20 protein-coding genes are annotated in these 18,711 nt (G+C 68.5%); 8 read left to right on the plus strand and 12 right to left on the minus strand.

Translation table 11 applies throughout. The annotated features are described in order from the left end of the window. Positions 1–42 precede the first annotated feature (42 nt). Positions 43–1,098, plus strand: coding sequence for a ferredoxin--NADP reductase (locus ON30_RS24005; protein ID WP_040710352.1), 1,056 nt, complete (start codon positions 43–45; stop codon positions 1,096–1,098). Here the strand turns inward: ON30_RS24005 and ON30_RS24010 are convergent. From ON30_RS24010 to ON30_RS24020, 3 genes are all read right to left on the minus strand, one after another. Further along, positions 1,095–1,829: a DNA alkylation repair protein gene (locus tag ON30_RS24010; RefSeq protein ID WP_040710354.1), complete on the minus strand. Its 735-nt coding sequence runs from the start codon at positions 1,827–1,829 to the stop codon at positions 1,095–1,097. The two genes, ON30_RS24005 and ON30_RS24010, sit on opposite strands and share 4 nt — an antisense overlap. Beyond that, positions 1,826–2,587, minus strand: a complete 762-nt coding sequence (locus ON30_RS24015; protein WP_040710355.1) for a glutamate racemase — start codon at positions 2,585–2,587, stop codon at positions 1,826–1,828. Before ON30_RS24015 ends, ON30_RS24010 begins: the two co-directional genes overlap by 4 nt. A gap of 63 nt (positions 2,588–2,650) precedes the next feature. Beyond that, positions 2,651–3,847 carry an NAD(P)/FAD-dependent oxidoreductase gene (locus tag ON30_RS24020; protein ID WP_040710356.1) on the minus strand — a complete coding sequence of 399 codons (1,197 nt, stop codon included), beginning with the start codon at positions 3,845–3,847 and terminating at the stop codon, positions 2,651–2,653. Between the two features lie 182 nt (positions 3,848–4,029). Here ON30_RS24020 and ON30_RS24025 point away from each other — a divergent pair, with 182 nt between their 5' ends. The 3 genes from ON30_RS24025 (at position 4,030) to ON30_RS24035 (ending at position 6,344) form a co-directional block, all read left to right on the plus strand. Further along, the gene (locus tag ON30_RS24025) at positions 4,030–4,398 is read left to right on the plus strand and encodes an SPW repeat domain-containing protein (RefSeq protein WP_040710358.1); all 369 of its coding nucleotides are present in this window, start codon (positions 4,030–4,032) and stop codon (positions 4,396–4,398) included. 40 nt (positions 4,399–4,438) lie between these two features. Then, a complete protein-coding gene (locus ON30_RS24030) occupies positions 4,439–5,065 on the plus strand; it encodes a TetR/AcrR family transcriptional regulator (protein ID WP_040710360.1) in 627 nt (208 codons plus the stop codon). Positions 5,066–5,156: 91 nt separating this feature from the next. After that, on the plus strand, positions 5,157–6,344 hold the full coding sequence (locus tag ON30_RS24035; RefSeq protein ID WP_040710409.1) for a lipase family protein: 1,188 nt from the start codon (positions 5,157–5,159) through the stop codon (positions 6,342–6,344). Positions 6,345–6,448: 104 nt separating this feature from the next. Here the strand turns inward: ON30_RS24035 and tuf are convergent, their stop codons facing one another. From tuf to hppD, 7 genes are all read right to left on the minus strand, one after another. Next, on the minus strand, positions 6,449–7,639 hold the full coding sequence (gene tuf / locus ON30_RS24040; protein ID WP_040710362.1) for an elongation factor Tu: 1,191 nt from the start codon (positions 7,637–7,639) through the stop codon (positions 6,449–6,451). A gap of 96 nt (positions 7,640–7,735) precedes the next feature. Beyond that, positions 7,736–9,838 (minus strand): elongation factor G, encoded by a 2,103-nt coding sequence (gene fusA / locus ON30_RS24045; protein WP_040710364.1) that lies wholly within the window; start codon positions 9,836–9,838, stop codon positions 7,736–7,738. A 225-nt stretch (positions 9,839–10,063) separates the two neighbouring features. Beyond that, a complete protein-coding gene (rpsG, locus tag ON30_RS24050) occupies positions 10,064–10,534 on the minus strand; it encodes a 30S ribosomal protein S7 (protein WP_014353063.1) in 471 nt (156 codons plus the stop codon). Between the two features lies 1 nt (position 10,535). Further along, positions 10,536–10,910 carry a 30S ribosomal protein S12 gene (rpsL, locus tag ON30_RS24055; protein WP_014353064.1) on the minus strand — a complete coding sequence of 125 codons (375 nt, stop codon included), beginning with the start codon at positions 10,908–10,910 and terminating at the stop codon, positions 10,536–10,538. 323 nt (positions 10,911–11,233) lie between these two features. Further along, positions 11,234–11,800, minus strand: a complete 567-nt coding sequence (locus ON30_RS24060) for a DUF3558 domain-containing protein (protein WP_040710366.1) — start codon at positions 11,798–11,800, stop codon at positions 11,234–11,236. A gap of 11 nt (positions 11,801–11,811) precedes the next feature. Further along, positions 11,812–12,339: a DUF3558 domain-containing protein gene (locus ON30_RS24065; RefSeq protein ID WP_051029914.1), complete on the minus strand. Its 528-nt coding sequence runs from the start codon at positions 12,337–12,339 to the stop codon at positions 11,812–11,814. A gap of 23 nt (positions 12,340–12,362) precedes the next feature. Further along, complete coding sequence (gene hppD / locus ON30_RS24070; RefSeq protein WP_040710371.1) at positions 12,363–13,538, minus strand: 4-hydroxyphenylpyruvate dioxygenase; 1,176 nt, start codon at positions 13,536–13,538, stop codon at positions 12,363–12,365. A 147-nt stretch (positions 13,539–13,685) separates the two neighbouring features. Here hppD and ON30_RS24075 point away from each other — a divergent pair, with 147 nt between their 5' ends. Then, positions 13,686–14,210: an Lrp/AsnC family transcriptional regulator gene (locus ON30_RS24075; RefSeq protein ID WP_040710373.1), complete on the plus strand. Its 525-nt coding sequence runs from the start codon at positions 13,686–13,688 to the stop codon at positions 14,208–14,210. Between the two features lie 34 nt (positions 14,211–14,244). On the opposite strand, the gene ON30_RS24080 is transcribed toward ON30_RS24075, so the two are convergent. Then, complete coding sequence (locus ON30_RS24080; RefSeq protein ID WP_040710376.1) at positions 14,245–15,219, minus strand: NADPH:quinone oxidoreductase family protein; 975 nt, start codon at positions 15,217–15,219, stop codon at positions 14,245–14,247. 181 nt (positions 15,220–15,400) lie between these two features. On the opposite strand from ON30_RS24080, the gene ON30_RS24085 reads away from it, so the two are divergent. The 3 genes from ON30_RS24085 (at position 15,401) to ON30_RS24100 (ending at position 17,989) form a co-directional block, all read left to right on the plus strand. Further along, positions 15,401–15,724 (plus strand): hypothetical protein, encoded by a 324-nt coding sequence (locus ON30_RS24085; RefSeq protein ID WP_040710378.1) that lies wholly within the window; start codon positions 15,401–15,403, stop codon positions 15,722–15,724. Further along, a complete protein-coding gene (locus ON30_RS24090; RefSeq protein WP_040710380.1) occupies positions 15,721–16,866 on the plus strand; it encodes a lytic transglycosylase domain-containing protein in 1,146 nt (381 codons plus the stop codon). The genes ON30_RS24085 and ON30_RS24090 overlap by 4 nt, the downstream gene beginning before the upstream one ends. 352 nt (positions 16,867–17,218) lie before the next feature. After that, a complete protein-coding gene (locus tag ON30_RS24100) occupies positions 17,219–17,989 on the plus strand; it encodes an acyl-[acyl-carrier-protein] thioesterase (protein WP_040710384.1) in 771 nt (256 codons plus the stop codon). Between the two features lie 48 nt (positions 17,990–18,037). Here the strand turns inward: ON30_RS24100 and ON30_RS24105 are convergent. Continuing rightward, on the minus strand, positions 18,038–18,711 hold a 674-nt coding region (locus ON30_RS24105), incomplete at its 5' end, for a ferredoxin (protein WP_040710387.1).

Consider the following 18,711-nt stretch of genomic DNA (forward strand, 5'->3'; position numbering starts at 1 on the left):
ACTGAAACACGTTCTAGTTTGCGCCCCGGTCGAGAGGACGAGATGACTACCGTCGAGGTTCCGCACGGTTCGCGATCGGTCGTACTGCGAGTCGCCGCGGTGATCGCCGAGACGACCGACGCCTGCTCACTCGTCTTCGACGTGCCCGAGGAATCCCGCGACAAATTCGCCTACAAGCCCGGCCAGTTCCTCACCCTGCGCATCCCCAGCGACCTCACCGGATCGGTGGCGCGCTGCTACTCGCTGGCCAGTTCGCCGCACACCGATGACAAACCCAAGGTCACCGTCAAGCGCACGGCGGGCGGCTACGGCTCGAACTGGGTGTGCGACAACGTCAAACCGGGCGATGAGATCGAGGTGCTGCCGCCCTCGGGCGTGTTCACCCCCAAGGACCTCGACGACGACCTGCTGCTGTTCGGCGCTGGCAGCGGGATCACCCCCGTCATCTCCATCCTGAAGTCGGCGCTCGCGCGCGGCGCGGGCCAGGTCGTGCTCGTCTACGCCAACCGCGACCCCAACGAAGTCATCTTCGCCGCCGAACTCGCCGAACTGGCCGCCAAACACCCGCAGCGCCTCGTCGTCGTCCATTGGCTCGAGACATTGCAGGGGCTGCCCACCGCCGACGCCTTGGCCTGCCTGGTCGAGCCCTACAGCTCCTACCACGCTTTCATGTGCGGCCCGAAGCCGTTCATGGACCGGGTGCACGACGCGCTGGCCCGCCTCGAGGTGCCGCGCTCGCGCACCAACGCCGAGGTGTTCAACTCCCTCGCGGGCGACCCGTTCGCCGACCAGGCCCCCGTGGAAGTCAGCGCAGCCGATGCCGCCGACGCCGCCACCGTGGAGGTCGAACTCGACGGCGAGGTGCACGAACTGTCCTGGCCGCGCAGCCAGACGCTGGTCGACATCATGCTCGCCAAGGGCATCGACGTGCCCTACTCCTGCCAGGAGGGCGAATGCGGTTCCTGCGCGTGCACCGTGCTCGAGGGCAAGGTCGAGATGGCGACCTGCGAGATCCTCGACCCCGAGGACATCGAGAACGGCTACATCCTCGGCTGCCAGGCGCGACCGGTCACCGATCACCTCAAGATCCAGTTCTAGCGCGCCGCCCGATAGGCCGCCCGCCGCGCCGGGTCCAGGTGCTCGGTGGCGTAGGAGAGCGCGGTGCGGCCCAGCGCCGGGGCGTGCTCGTCGAGGAAACCGGTCAGCAGCGCGGGATCGACGCGTTTGCCCACCTCGCGCAGCATCCAGCCCAGCGCCTTCTGGATCAGGTCGCGGCGGTCGTCGAAGAGTTCCTCGGCCAGCGCGAACGTGGTCGAGGCGTCCCCGGCCTTGATGAAGGCGAAGGTGGTCAGCAAGGCCACCCGCCGCTGCCACAGCGAATCCGCGCGGGCCAACTCGAACAGCACGTCGCGCGGACGGTCCAACAGCCACGGCCCCAGCACGTTCTCGGCGGACACGTCGACCAGGTCCCAGTTGTTCACCCGCCCCCGGTACACCGCGTCGAGGTAGAACCGCGCCATCTCCGCCTGGGCGTCGAGGTCGAGGGTCCGCGGACGGGCGGCCTTCGCGAACCGGGCGTTCAGGATCACCAGACCGGCCAGGCGGTGTTCGTGCACCGCGCTGTCGAGCAGCACGTCGATCTCCGCGAGCGGCAGATCCGCGAAGCGCTTGGCCACGGCCCTGGTCGCGGGCACCCGCACACCGAGGAAGACGTCGCCTTCGCCGTACTCGCCGGGCCCGGTCTTGAAGAAACGCCCCAGATTTCGCGCGTCCTCGACGTCGGCGACCTCGGCCAGCGCGGCCGCCACCCGCGCCGCGGTCGCCGTCACGGCCGCGCGCCCAGCACCCGACCCGACTCGTAAGCCGCCGCGCCGGAAGGCAATTCACCGGGACGGCCGCTGTTGAGCACCCGCACCACACCCGTTCCGGTGGACGGGCGGTCCAGCGCCTCCATCCGCCGGATGGTCTGCGCGGCAACGGCTTGCGCGCTGTCGAACAGGCGGACGCCCGCGGGCAGCGCCGCCAGGATCGCGTCGGCCACCAGCGGATAGTGCGTGCAGCCGAGCACCACGCCCTCCACCTCGGGCGGCGTCCGCTCCGCGGCACTGGCGATCGCGGCGTGCGCCGCCGCCAGATCACCACCGTCGATGGAGTCGGCGAGCCCGTGACAGGCCACCCCGACCACCGACGCCCGGCCGCCGAAACGCGCGATCAGATCCGCCTGGTACCGACTGGCCGTGGTCGCCGCCGTCGCCCACACCGCGACCGAACGACACACCGCCGCAGCGGGTTTGATCGCGGGCACGGTGCCGATCACCGGCACGTCCTGACCGACCTCCTCGCGCACCTGCGCCAGCGCCGTCACACTCGCGGTGTTGCAGGGCAGCACGACCACCTCCGCGCCGTGCCGCAGCGACGTGCGCGCGGCGTCCACGACCCGCTCCACCACCCACGGTTCGGGCTTTGGCCCCCACGGCGCGCCGTCCGGGTCGGTCTGCAACAGCAGATCGACATCGGGCCGCAGTTTGCGCAGCCAGGCCGCCGTGGGCAGCAACCCCAAACCGGAATCGATGAGCGCGACGATCACATCGACCACCGTATTACAGGCCCGCGCGCGCCCCGACACAGCAGGCGGCCGTTGGCGCGCGGATCAGGTCGAGGCGAGCAGTTCGGCGATCGAGGCGCCGGTGGCGATCCGGTTGCGCATCTTCATGACCGCGCTCATCATCCCCGCGCCCACCACCGCGGTCAGTTTGCCGTCGCGGGAGTAGTACACCAGGAAACGGCGGCCGTCATCGGAGATCAGGTCGACGGTGTCCTCCACCGACGGAACACCGAGAGCCTGGATCTTCACCTCGTACTGATCGCTCCAGAAGTACGGCACCCGCGCCGCCGTGGGCGGCTCGGCCCCCAGCAGCGCGCAGGCCAGCAGTTTCGCCTGCTCGCCCGCGTTGGTCCAGTGCTCGACGCGCTTGGTCTCCCCGGTGTCGTGCCGCCAGGCCGCCACGTCGCCGACCGCCCACACGCCCTCGGCCGAGGTCCGTCCGACCTCGTCGGCCAGGACGCCACCGCCGCGCGCGGGTTCGGCCAACGCCACCCCCGACCCATCCAACCATTCGGTGACCGGTCGCGAGCCGACCCCGATCACCACCAGGTCGGCCGCGACCTCCGCCCCGTCGGACAGCCGCGCCCCCCGCACCCGGCCCGCGTCATCGGACAGCAGGGTGTCCAAGCCGATGCCGCAGCGCAGGTCGACGCCCTCCGCGCGGTGCAGACGGGCCACCAGTTCGCCGACCCGCTCGCCCAGCACCGAGGCCAGCGGCGTCGGCTGCGGTTCGACCAGCGTCACCTCGAGTCCTTCGGCACGCAGGCTCGCCGCGACCTCGCAGCCGATGAAACCCGCGCCCACCACGAGCGCGCGGCGCGCGTCCGCGATGTCGGCGCGCAACGCGGTCGCGTCGGCGTGCCCGCGCAGCACGTGCACACCGGCGAGGTCGGGCAGTCCCGGCAGGCGACGGGGACGCAGACCCGTCGCGATGATCACCTGGTCGTAGGCCAGCACGCCCCCGTCGGCGAGCGCGACCGTGCGGGCGGCGGTGTCCAGCCCGATCGCCTCGGTCCCCAGGCGCAGCGCGATACCCTTGTCATCGAAGAATTCGGCGGGCCGCAGCGTGGTGTCGTCGGTCTCGCCCCGCACGAACTGCTTGGACAGCGGCGGGCGATCGTAGGGCAGCCGCGATTCGTCGCCGACGAGCACCAGTTCGCCCTCGTAGCCCGTGCGCCGCAGTTCCTCGGCGGTGCGCAGGCCCGCGAGCCCGGCGCCGATGATCACGATCGTCGCTGTCATGCGGCCATCCCTTCACCCGTAACGTCCACCCAGCCTAGCGCTTGCTTGGTCGATCGTGTGACCCTCCGTGACCGCATCGAGCCGGCTATCGCCGCGCAATCGTGCCCGTCCCGATGTCGACCGGGCGGTCAATCAGGTCTATACCGAGGTCAGGAGCAAAAACCACCCTGAAGGAGGCCACCATGTTCACCGAAAGCCGCGCACAGGACGGACTCGCCGTCGTGCTCGGTGTCTTCACCGCACTGTCCCCGCTGTGGGTGGACACCAACACCCGCGCCATGTGGACGCTCATCGTGCTCGGCGCCGTCATCGCGCTCGCCGGACTCGCCCAACTCACCCGACCCGCGATGGGAGCCATGGACTACCTGATGGCGTTGGCCGGCGTCCTGCTGTTCATCTCGCCGTGGGCGATGGACTTCACCGCCTACACGGGCGCATCCTGGACCGCATGGATCGTCGGAGTGGTGACGGTGGTCGTCGCGGTCGCGGCACTGCCCGCGATGTCGGCGCGCATGCACCCCCGCATGCACCAAGGCGTGCCGCACACCTGAGCAGGCCCGCCCCGGCACGGGACGAAGGGTGAGGCCACCGATGCCGAACACCCACCGCAACACCGGGCGTCGCCGCAACGCCAAACTCGACGGCGACGCCCGCGAACTCATCCTCGACGCCGCGGAGAACCTCTTCGCGGCGCACGGCTTCGACGCGACGGCCACCGCCGCCGTCGCGTCCGCGGCCGGTGTGCCCAAGGGACTGGTCTTCTACTACTTCCCCACCAAAGAGGCGATCCTGTCCGCGCTGATGGAAGAACGCGCGCCCACCCACCCCGTCGCCGACATCGACGCCCTCGTCACCCCCGGCGACCCCGCGCGCAGCCTCGTCGACCTCGACGCCACCGTCAACCTGCGCGACCACCACTCCTCGGTGCTGCGCGTCATCATGTGGCGCGAAGCCGACACCCATCCCGACGTGCGGCGGCAACTGCGCGACCTGCGCACCCACCTGCTCGACGTCACCGCGCGCGTCCTCGAGGCCAGCGCGCCCGGACCGGTCCGCCCCGGCACCCTGCGGGCCTGCGCCGCCGCCTGGGTGTCGGCGATGTTCGCCATCGCTGGCACCGACCGACTGCGCGCCCTGGACGACATTCCGCTGCCCGCCACCGACGAGGTCTCCACCGTCGCCGCCGTGGTCGCCGCCGGAATGACACAACTCGGTTGACACCGCCTCGGTTACGCGAATAATTCGCCGCGACGGGTGATCATGACTCCTCGTGCAGATTCCGACGATCGCTCGAAATCCACTCTCCCGCATTTTCCAGGCCGTCCTGATCGGCTCCGCGATATCCGTATTCGCCCCCGGATTCTCGACCGCGGCCCCGCTGTATCCCCTACCCGACCCCGACCCGATCTACGCCGCCCCCGCCGATATCGCCGACCATTCCCCCGGCGACGTACTCGCTATCCGCGCCCTGCCGCCGCTGCCGATATTTCCCGGCACCGCGGTGACCCTCGTCAAATTCCGGTCCACCAATTCCCGCGGCCTGCCGATCGCCGCGACCACCACCGTGCTCACCCCGCCGTTGCGGGCCCCCGGCGGGCCACTGCTGTCCTATCAGCACATCATCAACGGACTCGGCCCGCGATGCGCGGTCTCCCACGTGCTCTACACCGACGACCCGAACCTGCAGGTCCGCGAGGCCGTGGCGTTGAACGCCGCGCTGGCGCGCGGGTGGACCGTCGCCCTGCCCGACCACCTCGGCCCCACCTTCGCCTACGGCGCCGCGCGACTCGGCGGCCAGATCACCCTGGACGGCATCCGCGCCGCCCGCGCCGTCCCCCAATTCGGTCTGGCCGACAGCCCGATCGCGATGGCCGGTTATTCCGGCGGCGGAATGGCGACCGCGTTCGCCGCCGCCCTCACCCCCACCTACGCCCCCGAATTGCGTATCGCCGGAGCCGCCTACGGCGGTGTGCCGATGAATCTGGTCCGCATGATCGAAGGCGTCGGCACCAATCCGCACCCCGCATTCGGACTGGTGTTCGCCGCCGGAATCGGACTCGAACGCGAATATCCCGATCGTTTCCCCGTCAGCGATTCGATGAATTCCCGCGGTCTGGCCGCCCGCGACAGCGTCGCCAACGGGTGCACCAACGACATCCTCGCGGCGGGCGCGGGCCGCGGCGTCATGGATTTCGCGAGCAGCATGTCCATGGTGGACGATCCCCAGGCCCGCGCGGTGGTCGAGGAGAACAGCCTCGAACTGTTCGACGGCATCCCGAACATGCCGATCTACGAATGGCATTCCCCCACCGACCCCCTCATCCCCGTCGACTCCATCGTCAACACCAACCGCCGCTACTGCGCCGCCGGCGTCACCCTCCAAGCCGACCTCGCCCCCACCCCCGAACACATGACCACCGCCGTCCTCGGCCTCCCCTTCGCCCTGGCCTGGCTCGACGCCCGCTTCCAAAACCACCCCGCCCCCACCAACTGCTGAGCGTCAACCCACCGGGGGGGCAGCCACCGGTGACGCGCTTCGAAACGGCGAACGGCGTCGCTCCCGGGGGAGCGACGCCGTCGACCGATCAGTGATTCAGGGAATCACTTGATGATCTTGGTGACGCGGCCGGCACCGACGGTGCGGCCACCTTCGCGGATCGCGAAGCGCAGGCCCTCGTCCATGGCGACCGGCTGGATGAGCTTGACGCTCATCTCGGTGTTGTCGCCCGGCATGACCATCTCGGTGCCCTCGGGGAGGGTCACGACGCCGGTCACGTCCGTGGTACGGAAGTAGAACTGCGGACGGTAGTTGTTGAAGAACGGGGTGTGGCGGCCGCCCTCGTCCTTGGACAGGATGTACGCCTGGCCCTCGAACTCGGTGTGCGGGGTGGTGGTGCCCGGCTTCACGACGACCTGGCCGCGCTCCACGTCCTCGCGCTTGATGCCGCGGACCAGCAGACCGACGTTGTCGCCCGCCTGGCCCTGATCGAGCAGCTTGCGGAACATCTCGATACCGGTGACGGTGGTCTTGGTGCTCTTCTCGCGGATGCCGACGATCTCGACTTCCTCGTTCACGTTGATGATGCCGCGCTCGACACGACCGGTGACGACGGTGCCACGACCGGTGATCGTGAACACGTCCTCGACCGGCATCAGGAACGGCTTGTCGGTCTCACGCACCGGGTCCGGGATGGACTCGTCGACCGCGCTCATCAGTTCCAGAACCGACTCGGTCCACTTCGGGTCGCCCTCGAGCGCCTTGAGGCCCGACACGCGCACGACGGGGGCATCCTCGTCGAACTCCTGCGAAGCCAGCAGCTCGCGGACCTCCATCTCGACGAGCTCGAGGATTTCCTCGTCGTCGACCATGTCCGACTTGTTCAGCGCGACCAGGATGTAGGGCACGCCGACCTGACGGGCGAGCAGCACGTGCTCGCGGGTCTGCGGCATCGGGCCGTCGGTGGCGGCGACCACCAGGATGGCGCCGTCCATCTGCGCCGCACCGGTGATCATGTTCTTGATGTAGTCGGCGTGACCCGGGGCGTCGACGTGCGCGTAGTGGCGCTTCTCGGTCTGGTACTCGACGTGGGAGATGTTGATCGTGATACCACGAGCCTTCTCCTCCGGCGCCTTGTCGATCTGATCGAAGGCCGAGGCCTCGTTCAGATCCGGGTACTTGTCAGCCAGCACCTTGGTGATCGCTGCGGTCAGCGTGGTCTTGCCGTGGTCGACGTGACCGATGGTGCCGATGTTGACGTGCGGCTTCGTCCGCTCGAACTTCGCCTTCGCCACTTTTGGGTCCTCCTGGACTTGTTGGTGCGTGCATTTGCAGCAGGTGCGTGGATCATCCCCGCGGATGCGGGGATCGGGTGGTGCTTGCGCCCGGTTTTACTCGCCGGTCGCCTTGGCGATGATCTCCTTCGACACGTTGGCCGGAACCTCCGCGTACGAGTTGAACACCATGGAGTAGTTGGCCCGGCCCTGGGTCTTGGACCGCAGGTCACCGATGTAGCCGAACATCTCCGAGAGCGGAACCAGCGCCTTGACGACACGGGCACCACTGCGTTCCTCCATGGCCTGGATCTGGCCACGGCGGGAGTTCAGGTCGCCGATCACTTCGCCCATGTAGTCCTCGGGCGTGATGACCTCGACCGCCATGAGCGGTTCGAGGATCACCGGACCGGCCTTGCGGGCCGCTTCCTTCAGGGCCTGCGAGCCGGCGATCTTGAACGCCATCTCCGAGGAGTCGACGTCGTGGTAGGCACCGTCGAGCAGGGTCACCTTCAGGTTGACCAGCGGGTAACCGGCGAGCACACCGTACTGCATGGCGTCCTGCGCGCCGGCGTCGACCGAAGGGATGTACTCCCTCGGCACGCGGCCACCGGTGACCTTGTTCTCGAACTCGTAGTGAGCGCCGTCCTCGCCGACGAACGGCTCGAGGGCGATGATCACCTTCGCGAACTGACCCGAGCCACCCGTCTGCTTCTTGTGGGTGAACTCGAGCTTCTCCACCGGCTTGGTGATCGTCTCACGGTAGGCGACCTGCGGCTTGCCGACGTTCGCCTCGACCTTGAACTCGCGCCGCATGCGGTCGACGAGGATGTCGAGGTGCAGCTCGCCCATGCCACCGATGATGGTCTGGCCGGTCTGGTCGTCCAGCTTCACCGAGAAGGTCGGGTCCTCTTCGGCCAGACGCTGGATGGCGGTGCCCAGCTTCTCCTGGTCGGACTTGGTCTTGGGCTCGATGGAGACCTCGATGACCGGGTCCGGGAAGGTCATGGACTCCAGCACGATCTGGTTCTGCGGATCGCACAGGGTGTCGCCGGTGGTGGTGTCCTTCAGGCCGATGACGGCGTAGATGTGACCCGCCTGGGCCTCGCCGACCGGGTTCTCCTTGTTGGAGTGCATCTGGAACAGCTTGCCCAGACGCTCCTTCTTACCCTTGGTCGAGTTGATGACCTGGGCGCCGGAGTCGACCTTGCCCGAGTACACGCGCACGTAGGTCAGCTTGCCGAAGAACGGGTGCACGGCGATCTTGAACGCCAGCGCCGCGAACGGCTCGGTGACGCTCGCCTCGCGGTGGATGACCTCGTCCTCCTTGCCGGGGACGTGACCGTCGGTGCCGCCGTCGTCCAGCGGGGTCGGCAGGTAGTCGATGACGGCGTCGAGCATGGGCTGCACGCCCTTGTTCTTGAACGCCGAACCGCACAGGATCGGGTAGAGCTCGGAGTTGACCGTGAGCTTGCGGATCGCGCCCTTGATCTCCTCGATGGAGAGCTCTTCGCCGCCGAAGAACTTCTCCAGCAGCGCCTCGTCGGACTCGGCGACCGTCTCGAGCAGTTCCTGGCGGTACTGCTCGGCGCGCTCGGCGAGGTCGGCGGGGATCTCCTGGACCTCGTACTTCTCGCCGAGCTTGGTCTCGCCCTTCCAGACCTTGGCGTTCATCTCGACCAGGTCGACGATGCCCTCGAAGGTGTCCTCCGCGCCGATGGGCAGCTGGATGACCAGCGGCTTGGCGCCGAGACGATCCTTGATGGTCTGGACGGTGAAGTAGAAGTCCGCGCCCAGCTTGTCCATCTTGTTGACGAAGCAGATACGCGGCACGTTGTACTTGTCGGCCTGACGCCACACCTGCTCGGACTGGGGTTCGACGCCTTCTTTGCCATCGAAGACCGCGACCGCACCGTCGAGCACGCGCAGCGACCGCTCCACCTCGACGGTGAAGTCGACGTGGCCGGGGGTGTCGATGATGTTGATCTGGTTGTCGTTCCAGTAGCAGGTGGTAGCGGCGGAGGTGATGGTGATACCACGCTCCTGCTCCTGCTCCATCCAGTCCATCGTGGCCGCGCCGTCGTGGACCTCACCGATCTTGTAGGTGATACCGGTGTAGAAGAGGATGCGTTCGGTAGTGGTGGTCTTACCGGCATCGATGTGGGCCATGATGCCGATGTTGCGGACCTTGTTCAGGTCGGTGAGCACGTCCTGTGCCACGGAAATCTTCCCCGCTCTGCTTGTCGTAGATCAGTTGGGATCTTGGGTACGAGACCCTGTCGGGTCATCACTAGGTCAACGCCGGAAGCGGCACGGAAGTGCCTGGTCCGACTGTCTCGACGAGGCAGGAGGTTCCACCTCGCCGGCGACGGTCCGCCGCCGGCGTCGCAGGACGTTCCTGCCGTGTGCCTTCCCGAGCCGACACGAGCGACGGCCGGTCGGACATCACCAGCGGTAGTGCGCGAAGGCCCGGTTCGACTCGGCCATCTTGTGGGTGTCCTCACGCCGCTTGACCGAGGCGCCGAGGCCGTTGCTGGCATCGAGCAGCTCGTTGGCCAGACGCTCGACCATCGTCTTCTCACGACGGGCGCGCGAGAAGTTGACCAGCCAGCGCAGCGCGAGGGTGTTGGCGCGGCCGGGACGGACCTCGACCGGCACCTGGTAGGTGGCGCCGCCGACGCGGCGCGGCTTGACCTCGAGCGAGGGCTTGACGTTGTCGAGCGCGCGCTTGAGGGTGACGACCGGATCGGTGCCGGTCTTCTCGCGCGCCTGCTCGAGCGCGCCGTAGACGATCCGCTCGGCGGTGGACTTCTTGCCGTCCAGCAGGATCTTGTTGACCAGCTGAGTGACCAGCGGCGAACCGTAGACCGGGTCGTTGATCAACGGACGCTTGGGTGCGGGGCCCTTGCGTGGCATATCAGCTCTTCTCCTTCTTGGCGCCGTAGCGGCTGCGGGCCTGCTTGCGGTTCTTCACACCCTGGGTGTCGAGCGAGCCACGGATGATCTTGTAGCGGACACCGGGGAGGTCCTTCACACGACCGCCGCGCACGAGCACCATCGAGTGCTCCTGCAGGTTGTGGCCTTCGCCCGGGATGTAAGCCGTGACCTCGACCGCGCTGGTCAGGCGAACACGCGCGACCTTACGGAGCGCGGAGTTCGGCTTCTTCGGGGTCGTGGTGTACACGCGGGTGCACACCCCACGACGCTGCGGGCTCCCCTTGAGGGCCGCGGTCTTGGTCTTGGCGACCTTGTCACGGCGACCCTTGCGGACCAGCTGGTTGATGGTTGGCATAGACCGGCTTTCCTTGTTTCGTCTACTCGGCGTTGTCTAACTCGGTTGTCTAGAACTTCATGTCTGGGTCGGCCGCGGCGCGACGGCGTCCGGTGGAGCCGTCGTTCATGCCGCTGTCATCGAGCCTTCACCCGCACGTCCGACCCCCTTTCACGCGTCCCGAGGTCGGGCGTGTCGCGTGCCGGACAAGACCCACATTCTGGGCATGCCGGAGAGGTCGGCCGCTTTCGCTGGCTTACGTCAGAGCACGAAATTGCCCGCTAGCTTCCGGGCACAGCGATCCACGATACCCGCGGCCCTGAGACACGGTCAAAGCGGGGTCGTCACCGGGCCAGGTTCAGCGTGATCTCGACCAGCGTCTTGGCCGCGGCGCACGGATCGGGATGGGGCGAGCCCGCCCGGTAGTTGATCCACCAGCCCACCACGCCGGTGTCCGCGGCGCTCGCGCTGACACCGCACGAATCCGGATCGTTGGGTCTGCGCACCTCCAGTGCCAGCGCACCCTGCACCGAGATGCTGTTGGTGCTGTAGCCGAGTTTGTCGTTGTTGAGCCGCTCGTTGCGCAGGCTCCCGTTCTCGTACCAGTTCAACGTGATCATCCCGGTGGCCGCGCCCTCGAGATCCCACATGCAGACCGCGCCGAAGAACGAGTCCGCGACATAGGAGCCCTCGCCGCCCGCCGTCTCGGCGATCTTGTCGGGAGTGACCACGTCGCATTCGCGCAGCAACTTGTCGAACTTGGTGTTGATGCCGCCTTGGCCGCCCTCGCCCAGCGGGACCGCTTCGCCCTGGATCGTGCTGCCGCAGCCCGCGAGACCGCCCGCCAGCAACACACCGGCGGCCAGCGCGGCGAACGTGCGACGCGCCGCCGAACGGCGTGGCCGTGACACCGTCGTAGACCTCATCCCAGCCGCTGCACGGTCAGCTCGGCCAGCGCGCGACTGCGATCGCACGGATTGCCCGAGATCGTGGAATAGGAACCGTAGGAGGTCGACCACTCGAAGAAATCGTCCTCGAGTTGGACGGCCAGATCGCAGATCGTCCCGCTCGGGTCGAGCGCGGCGAAACCGGAACGCCCGCCGACGGTGATCTGCTCCGGCGGCCTGCCGTGCGTGGTCACCCAGGCGCGTTCGCGATCGATCGGGCTCCCCCGATAGGACGCGAAGGTCACACTGGCCGAACCCATTCCGGGTGCTTCCCAGTTGCAGCCGACGGCGTTCTTGAACACCCGCGAGATCTGGCTCAGCCCCGCGCGATCGCGGACCTCGTCGTCGGTGACGTGCCCGCATTCGCCGACGAAGGGCCCCGGCGGAACCACCTTGGGCACCGGCCGCGACGGCCCGTCGGCGGAATCGCCGCCCCCGCCCCCGCACGCGGTCAGGGCGAGCACACAGCTCAGCCCGGCGACCAACGCAGCCATGATCCGCATGCCGTGAACTCTACCCAGATCCCTCAGAGGTTGCCGCGAGTCGCCTGCTCGCGCTCGATGGCCTCGAACAGCGCGCGGAAATTGCCCTTGCCGAACCCGAGCGACCCGTGTCGCTCGATCAATTCGAAGAACACCGTGGGCCGGTCGCCGATCGGCCGGGTGAAGATCTGCAACAGGTAGCCGTCCTCGTCGCGGTCGACCAGGATGCCGCGCGAGCGCAGTTCCTCGACCGGCGCGCGCACCGCGCCGATGCGCGCGCGCAGGTCGGGATCGGCGTAGTAGGCGTCCGGGGTGGTCAGGAATTCCACGCCTTCGCGGCGCAGCGCGTCCACGGCGGCCACGATGTCGGCGGTGGCCAGCGCGATGTGCTGAACACCGGGGCCGCGATGGAATTCCAGGTATTCCTCGATCTGCGAACGCCGCCTGCCCAGCGCCGGTTCGTTGAGCGGGAGCTTCACCCGGTGGTTCCCGTTCGCCACGACCTTGCTCATCAGCGCCGAGTACTCGGTGGCGATGTCGTCGCCGACGAATTCGGCCATGTTCGCGAATCCCATGACCTCGCGGTAGAACTCGACCCAGCGATCCATCATCCCGAGTTCCACGTTGCCCACCACGTGATCGACGGCCTGGAACAGTCGGCGCGGCGCGTCCGGGCGCGTCCGGTGCGCGGATTCACGCGCCACGTAGCCGGGCAGGTACGGCCCGCGATAGCCGGAGCGGTCGACCAGGGTGTGTCTGGTCGCGCCGTAGACGGCCAGCGTCGCGGTCCGCACGGTGCCGAATCCGTCACTCGCCGAGGCGGGTTCGCGCAGGATCCGCGCGCCGCGTGATCGCGCCCGGTGCACGCAACGGTCCACGTCGGCGACCTCCAAGGCGATGTCGAGGACACCGTCGCCGTGCCGGTGGTGGTGCGCCGCCAGCGGACTGTCCGGATCGACGGCGCCGGTGATCACGAAACGCGCCGCGCCGCTGCGCAGCACGAACGCCTTGTGGTCGCGGTTGCCCGTCTCCGGACCGGAATAGGCGACCAACCGCATCCCGTAGGCGGATTGCAGGAACTGCGCGGTCTGGGTGGCGTTGCCCACCACCCACACCAGCGCGTCCCAGCCGATGACGGGAAACGGGTCGACGCCGAGGTCGTGGTCGACCAGGCCGACCAGGTCGCGCAATTCGCCGTCGGAGGGCACGTCGATCGTCATCGGTCCAGGAAATCGCGGGCGCACCGGCCGGGCAACCGCCGCGATTCCCGCTGGACACTGTGGTCGATCACGCCGGACGCGAGGCGCGGATGCTGGACAATTCGACTAGCAGTTCGCATCGTCGCGCACCCGACCGGGAGGGCCGCCATGTCCCGCACACCGCCGAAACTGGACGAACTCGATCTCGCGATCCTCACCGCGATGCACGACCACCAGAAGGCCGGAGTCCTGGAACTGTCCCGACGCACGAAGGTCGCCAGGGCCACGGTGCAGGCGCGGATCAGCCGGATGGAGGCCGCCGGGGTGATCGCCTCCTACGACCCGCAGATCGACGTCACCGCCGCCGGATTCGACGTGCAGGCGTTCGTCACCCTCGAGATCGCCCAAGGCGCGCTGGATCTGGTGACCGCCGAACTCGCGGCCATCCCCGGCGTGCTGGAGGCGTACGCGACCACCGGGTCCGGCGACGTGCTGTGCCGCATCGGCGCGGATTCGCACGCCGGCCTGCAAGCGGTGCTGCTCACCATCGACCGGACCACCTCGGTGACGCGCTCGCACAGCGTCGTCGTGCTGTCGACGGTGGTGGCCAGGCGGACGCTGCCGTTGCTGCGTACCTCCACCCCTACCCACACCAGCAAAGCGCCCGCCTACCGAGGCGGGCGGGCCGGCTGAGGGCGGGCCGGCCGCACCGGCCCGCCGACGGCGGTCAGCGCAGCGTGACGACGACCTTGCCGAGCGCGGTGCGATTGTCCAGCGAGGCCACGGCGGCCGCGGTCTGCTCGAGCGGATAGATCACCGGCGTGGGCGGGACGATCTCGCCGGAAGCCAGCAGCGGCTCCACCTCGGCCCACTGTTCCTGGAGGTAACCGGGGTTGCGCATCACCCACTCGCCCCACGCCGCGCCCGTCACCTCGACGTTGTTGAGCAGCAGTCGGTTCACCTTGACGGTGGGGATCTCCCCGCCGGTGAAGCCGACGACCAGCAGCCTGCCCGCGGGCGCGAGCGAGCGGATGCTGTCGGTGAAGCGGTCGCCGCCGACCGGGTCCAGCACGATGTCGACGCCTCGACCGCCGGTCAGCTCCTTGACCTTCGCCAACCACCCGTCGGTGAGCACGACGTCGGTCGCGCCCGCGGCCTCGGCGATGGCCGCCTTCTCCTCGGTGCTCACCACCGCGATCACCCGGCTCGCGCCGAACGCCTTGGCCATCCGCAGCGTCGAGGTGCCGATACCGCCCGCCGCGCCGTGCACGAGCACCGACTCGCCCTTGGCCAGTCTGCCGCGCGTGCGTAGGCAGAAGTGCACCGTCAGGTCGTTGAACACGATGCCGGCGCCCGCCTCCAACGAGATGTTGTCGGGCAGCTTGAACACCATCTGCGCGGGCGCGACGGCGACCTCGGCGATGGCGTTGCCGAGCATGGTCAGCGCGATCACCCGGTCACCGGGGGCCACGTGCGCGCCCGCGGGCGCTTCGCGCACCACGCCGGCGACCTCGCCACCCACCACGAAGGGCAGCTCGGGCTTCATCTGGTAGAGGCCCCGGGTCATCAACACGTCGGGAAAGGCCACCCCGGCCGCGTGCACGTCGATGACGACGCCGTCCGGGAAACCCGCGGGTTCCGGGATCTCGACGATCTCGATGGATTCGGGCCCTTCCAACTTGCTGACCTGGGCTGCGCGCATGTGCCGACCTCTCGTATCCACTCCGGTGACACGGTCCGTCACCGACGTCGAGACCAACATAACCGCCGGCCGTCCGCGGGGCGGCGATGCCTGTGGAACGCGGCCGTACCGACCCCTCCGGGCGGGCCCGTTTTGCTATGCTGACCGCGACTTTCAGTCGGGGAGAAGGGGGATCGGACAGATGGTTCAGGAAGGGCAATCCACCACCCTGCGGGTGGACCAGGACGGGCTGCGCGGCTTCGCGGACGCCCTGCGCGCGGGTTCCGGCCGGATCGGCACGCTCAACGCGGGCGATCTCCTCGCCGTCGCGAACGGCGCGCTACCGGGCACCGGGTTCGGCGATGTCGTCGGGCAGGCCACCGACGCCGTGAACAGGAGTCTCGCCCGCGTCGGCGAGCGGTTGAACCGGATCGCCGACAGCACCCAGAACGCCGCGAAGGTCTACGAAGTCGCCGAATCCGACTTCACGGGCAAGCTCGAGACGATCGGACTGTCGCTGCCATGACCCTGACCATCGATGACGTCGCGGGCTGGCAGCCCGCCCAGCTCACCGCCGCGGGCGGCGCGGCCCAGACCATGTCCACCGATCTGGACGCCGCCGTGCGCACGGCCGTCGACGCCACCAGCCGACTTGGAGTCGACAAGGTGTGGTCGGGGGTGGCCGCGACGGCGGCGAACACCCGCATGGGCACCGAGCAGGCCCGCGCTTCGGCGCTGAGCGCCGCGCTGCTCGAGTTGCACACCGCCTTCACCGCCCAGGTCGGCAACCTGGAGAACGCCAAATCCAAGGTGCTGAGCCTGCGCGCGGGCGCGGAGGCGGGCGGGCAGTGCTGGGCCGATCCGGGCAAACACGAACCGGGTTTCGAGGTCGCGCCCAACGGCGACGTCAGCGCCGACAAGCGGATCGCCTGGTACAAGGACAATCTCGGCGAACACGAGGCCGATCGGCTCGGCGATCAGGCGAAACTCGACGCCGCCCGCTGGCACACCGACCTGGTGAACGCCCTGGCCCAGGCCGAGGGCGTGGCCACCATCGCGCAGACCACGCTCGCCACCGCGGTGGGCAAGCTCAACGCGGCCTTCGACGGACTCGGCGACCCCTCGGCCGTGCCCGCGCCGACCACCCCCGCCGCCGCCACGCCGGTGGTCACCTCGGCGCCGTCCTCCTCGCGCCCCGCCTACACGCCCGCGTCGAGTTCGGGCTCGCACGGCAGGTCCACCGACTACGCCATGGGCGGCGGCGCGCTGTCGAGCGGATCGTCGAGCGCGCCGACCGGGCCGATGCCGACCGGCGACGTCGCCAAGTGGATCGAGGACGCCAAGAAGGTCCTCGTCGAGATGGGCTACGACGAGAAGGACATCGACGAGCGGGCCATCGCGATGATGATCCAGCACGAATCCGGTGGCAACCCGTACGCCGAGAACCGCTGGGACAGCAACTGGCTGGCCGGCCACCCGTCCAAGGGCATCATGCAGACCATCGACGGCACCTTCAACGCCTACAAGGCGCCGGGTCACGACGACATCTGGAACCCGGTGGACAACATCGTCGCGGCGGTGCGCTACTCCTTCGACCGGTACGGCTCGCTGGGCAATGTGCCCGGTGTGGCCGCGGTCAATTCCGGGGGCGCCTACCAGGGGTACTGAGCGTCGGTTCGTGATCGCTACGAGGCGAATGACCAGTTGCGTTCGGCCAGGGCCGCCCGGAGCTTTACCATGGCGGTGGGGCCGACGCCGTGCAGGGCGGCCACGTCGCGTCCGGTCCGGGTCGTCGGGTCGGAGAGGGTGGTGATACCGGCCGCGGCGAGGGCGCACCGGGCGGGTCCACTGAGTCCAGAGGGGAGATCGGAACCGTTCACGGCCGCCATACTGCCTGGTCGAGGCCATACCTGCGAGTAGAGATGGCTCGACGCGAGGGTGTGACGTAGGCCCCGTAAAGTCGTCTCACAACAGCACCGCAAGAAGAAACGCGGCACACCGTGCAGCGCGAGGAGCACCAGTGTCACTCGATCAGCCACTCGCCCCGCTTCCCCAGGAGGGCATGGGCTTTGCTTCGGCGTGGCCCGTCCGGGCTGGTGATGTGGACCCGTACGACCGCCTCCGGTTCGACAGCGTCGCCCGATATCTCCAGGATATCGCCTGGGAGCAGTTGCATCAGACCGCGCTGCATCGCACCGATCCGGTGTGGATCGTGCGCCGCACGGTCATCGACGTCGTCCGGCCGATCCAGTGGCCCGATCGGGTGCGGTTGCTGCGCTGGTGTTCGAGCATGTCGACCCGCTGGACCAATATGCGCGTGCGGATCACCAGCGGAAACGGCGGGCTGATCGAGACCGAGGGTTTCTGGATCAACATCAGCGAGACCAACAACATGCCCACCAGGATCAGCGACGAGGGCCTGTCCTACCTGGCGCAGACCACCCAGGAACATCGGCTGCGGTGGCGGCCGTACCTCACCGACGCCACCCCGCCGGAATCCGATATCGATATGCCGTTCCCGGTGCGCGCCACCGATATAGACCAGTACAACCACATCAACAACGCCTGCTACTGGCAGGCGGTGGAACAGTTCCTGGTCGAGTACCCGAAGCTGGTCGCCGGGCCGCATCGCGCCATCATCGAGTACGTCGCCCCCGTGCTGGCCCGGCAACACGTGACGGTTCGCAGCCGCTATGAACCCGGCGACCGTTCGGGCAGGCCGGTACTGCGCCTGTGGTTCGTGGTGGGCGGTGCGACGACCACGGTCGTGCGCATCATGCCACTGCCCTGAGCCCACTGCTTCGGCCGGATCGCACGGACCCGGCCGAAGTCGGGAACGTCAGCCGCGCGCGGCCTTGAGCAGGTCCTCGAGGGTGGTGAACTTGACCCGGGGACGCCCGCCCGCCTTGCCCGCGGCCTTCTCCGCCGCGTCGATCGCCTTCCACCCCGCACGGTTGACCACGTCGGCCTGCCGCTGCGACACGAGTTCCCGCAAGGCGGCGCGATCCCCGGTGGGGGCGGTCAACTTGCCCGCCATGAAGTCGGCGAGCAACTGCTCGACGGTCTCCTCGGAGTCGACGCGGTTGGAGCCGATGACGCCGCGTGGGCCGCGTTTGATCCAGCCGGAGACGTAGACGCCGGGGATGGGTGTGCCGTCGGTGTCGGTGACGCGTCCGTGGTGGTTGGGGACCACGCCGCGGGCATCGTCGAAGGGCAGGTCGGGGACGGGGGTGCCTTTGTAGCCGATCGAGCGCAGGACCAGGCCGGTGTCGAGGGTTTCGGTGTGGCCGGTGGGTTGGGCGGTGAGGTGTCCGTTGTCGTCGATGAGTTCGTTGTGGACGAATTCCAACGATTGGACTCGTTGCTCGCCGTGGATTCGGGTGGGTGAGGCCAGGTAGCGGAAGACGATGCGTTTGTTGTTCGGGTTGCGTGGCCCTGCGGCGTATTCCTGGGCGAGGGTGTATTTGAGTTTGAGGGAGGGTTCGATGTCGGGGTCGTCGAGCTGGGTTCGGG

This window comes from Nocardia takedensis NBRC 100417 (assembly GCF_000308695.1).
Lineage (GTDB): Bacteria > Actinomycetota > Actinomycetes > Mycobacteriales > Mycobacteriaceae > Nocardia > Nocardia takedensis.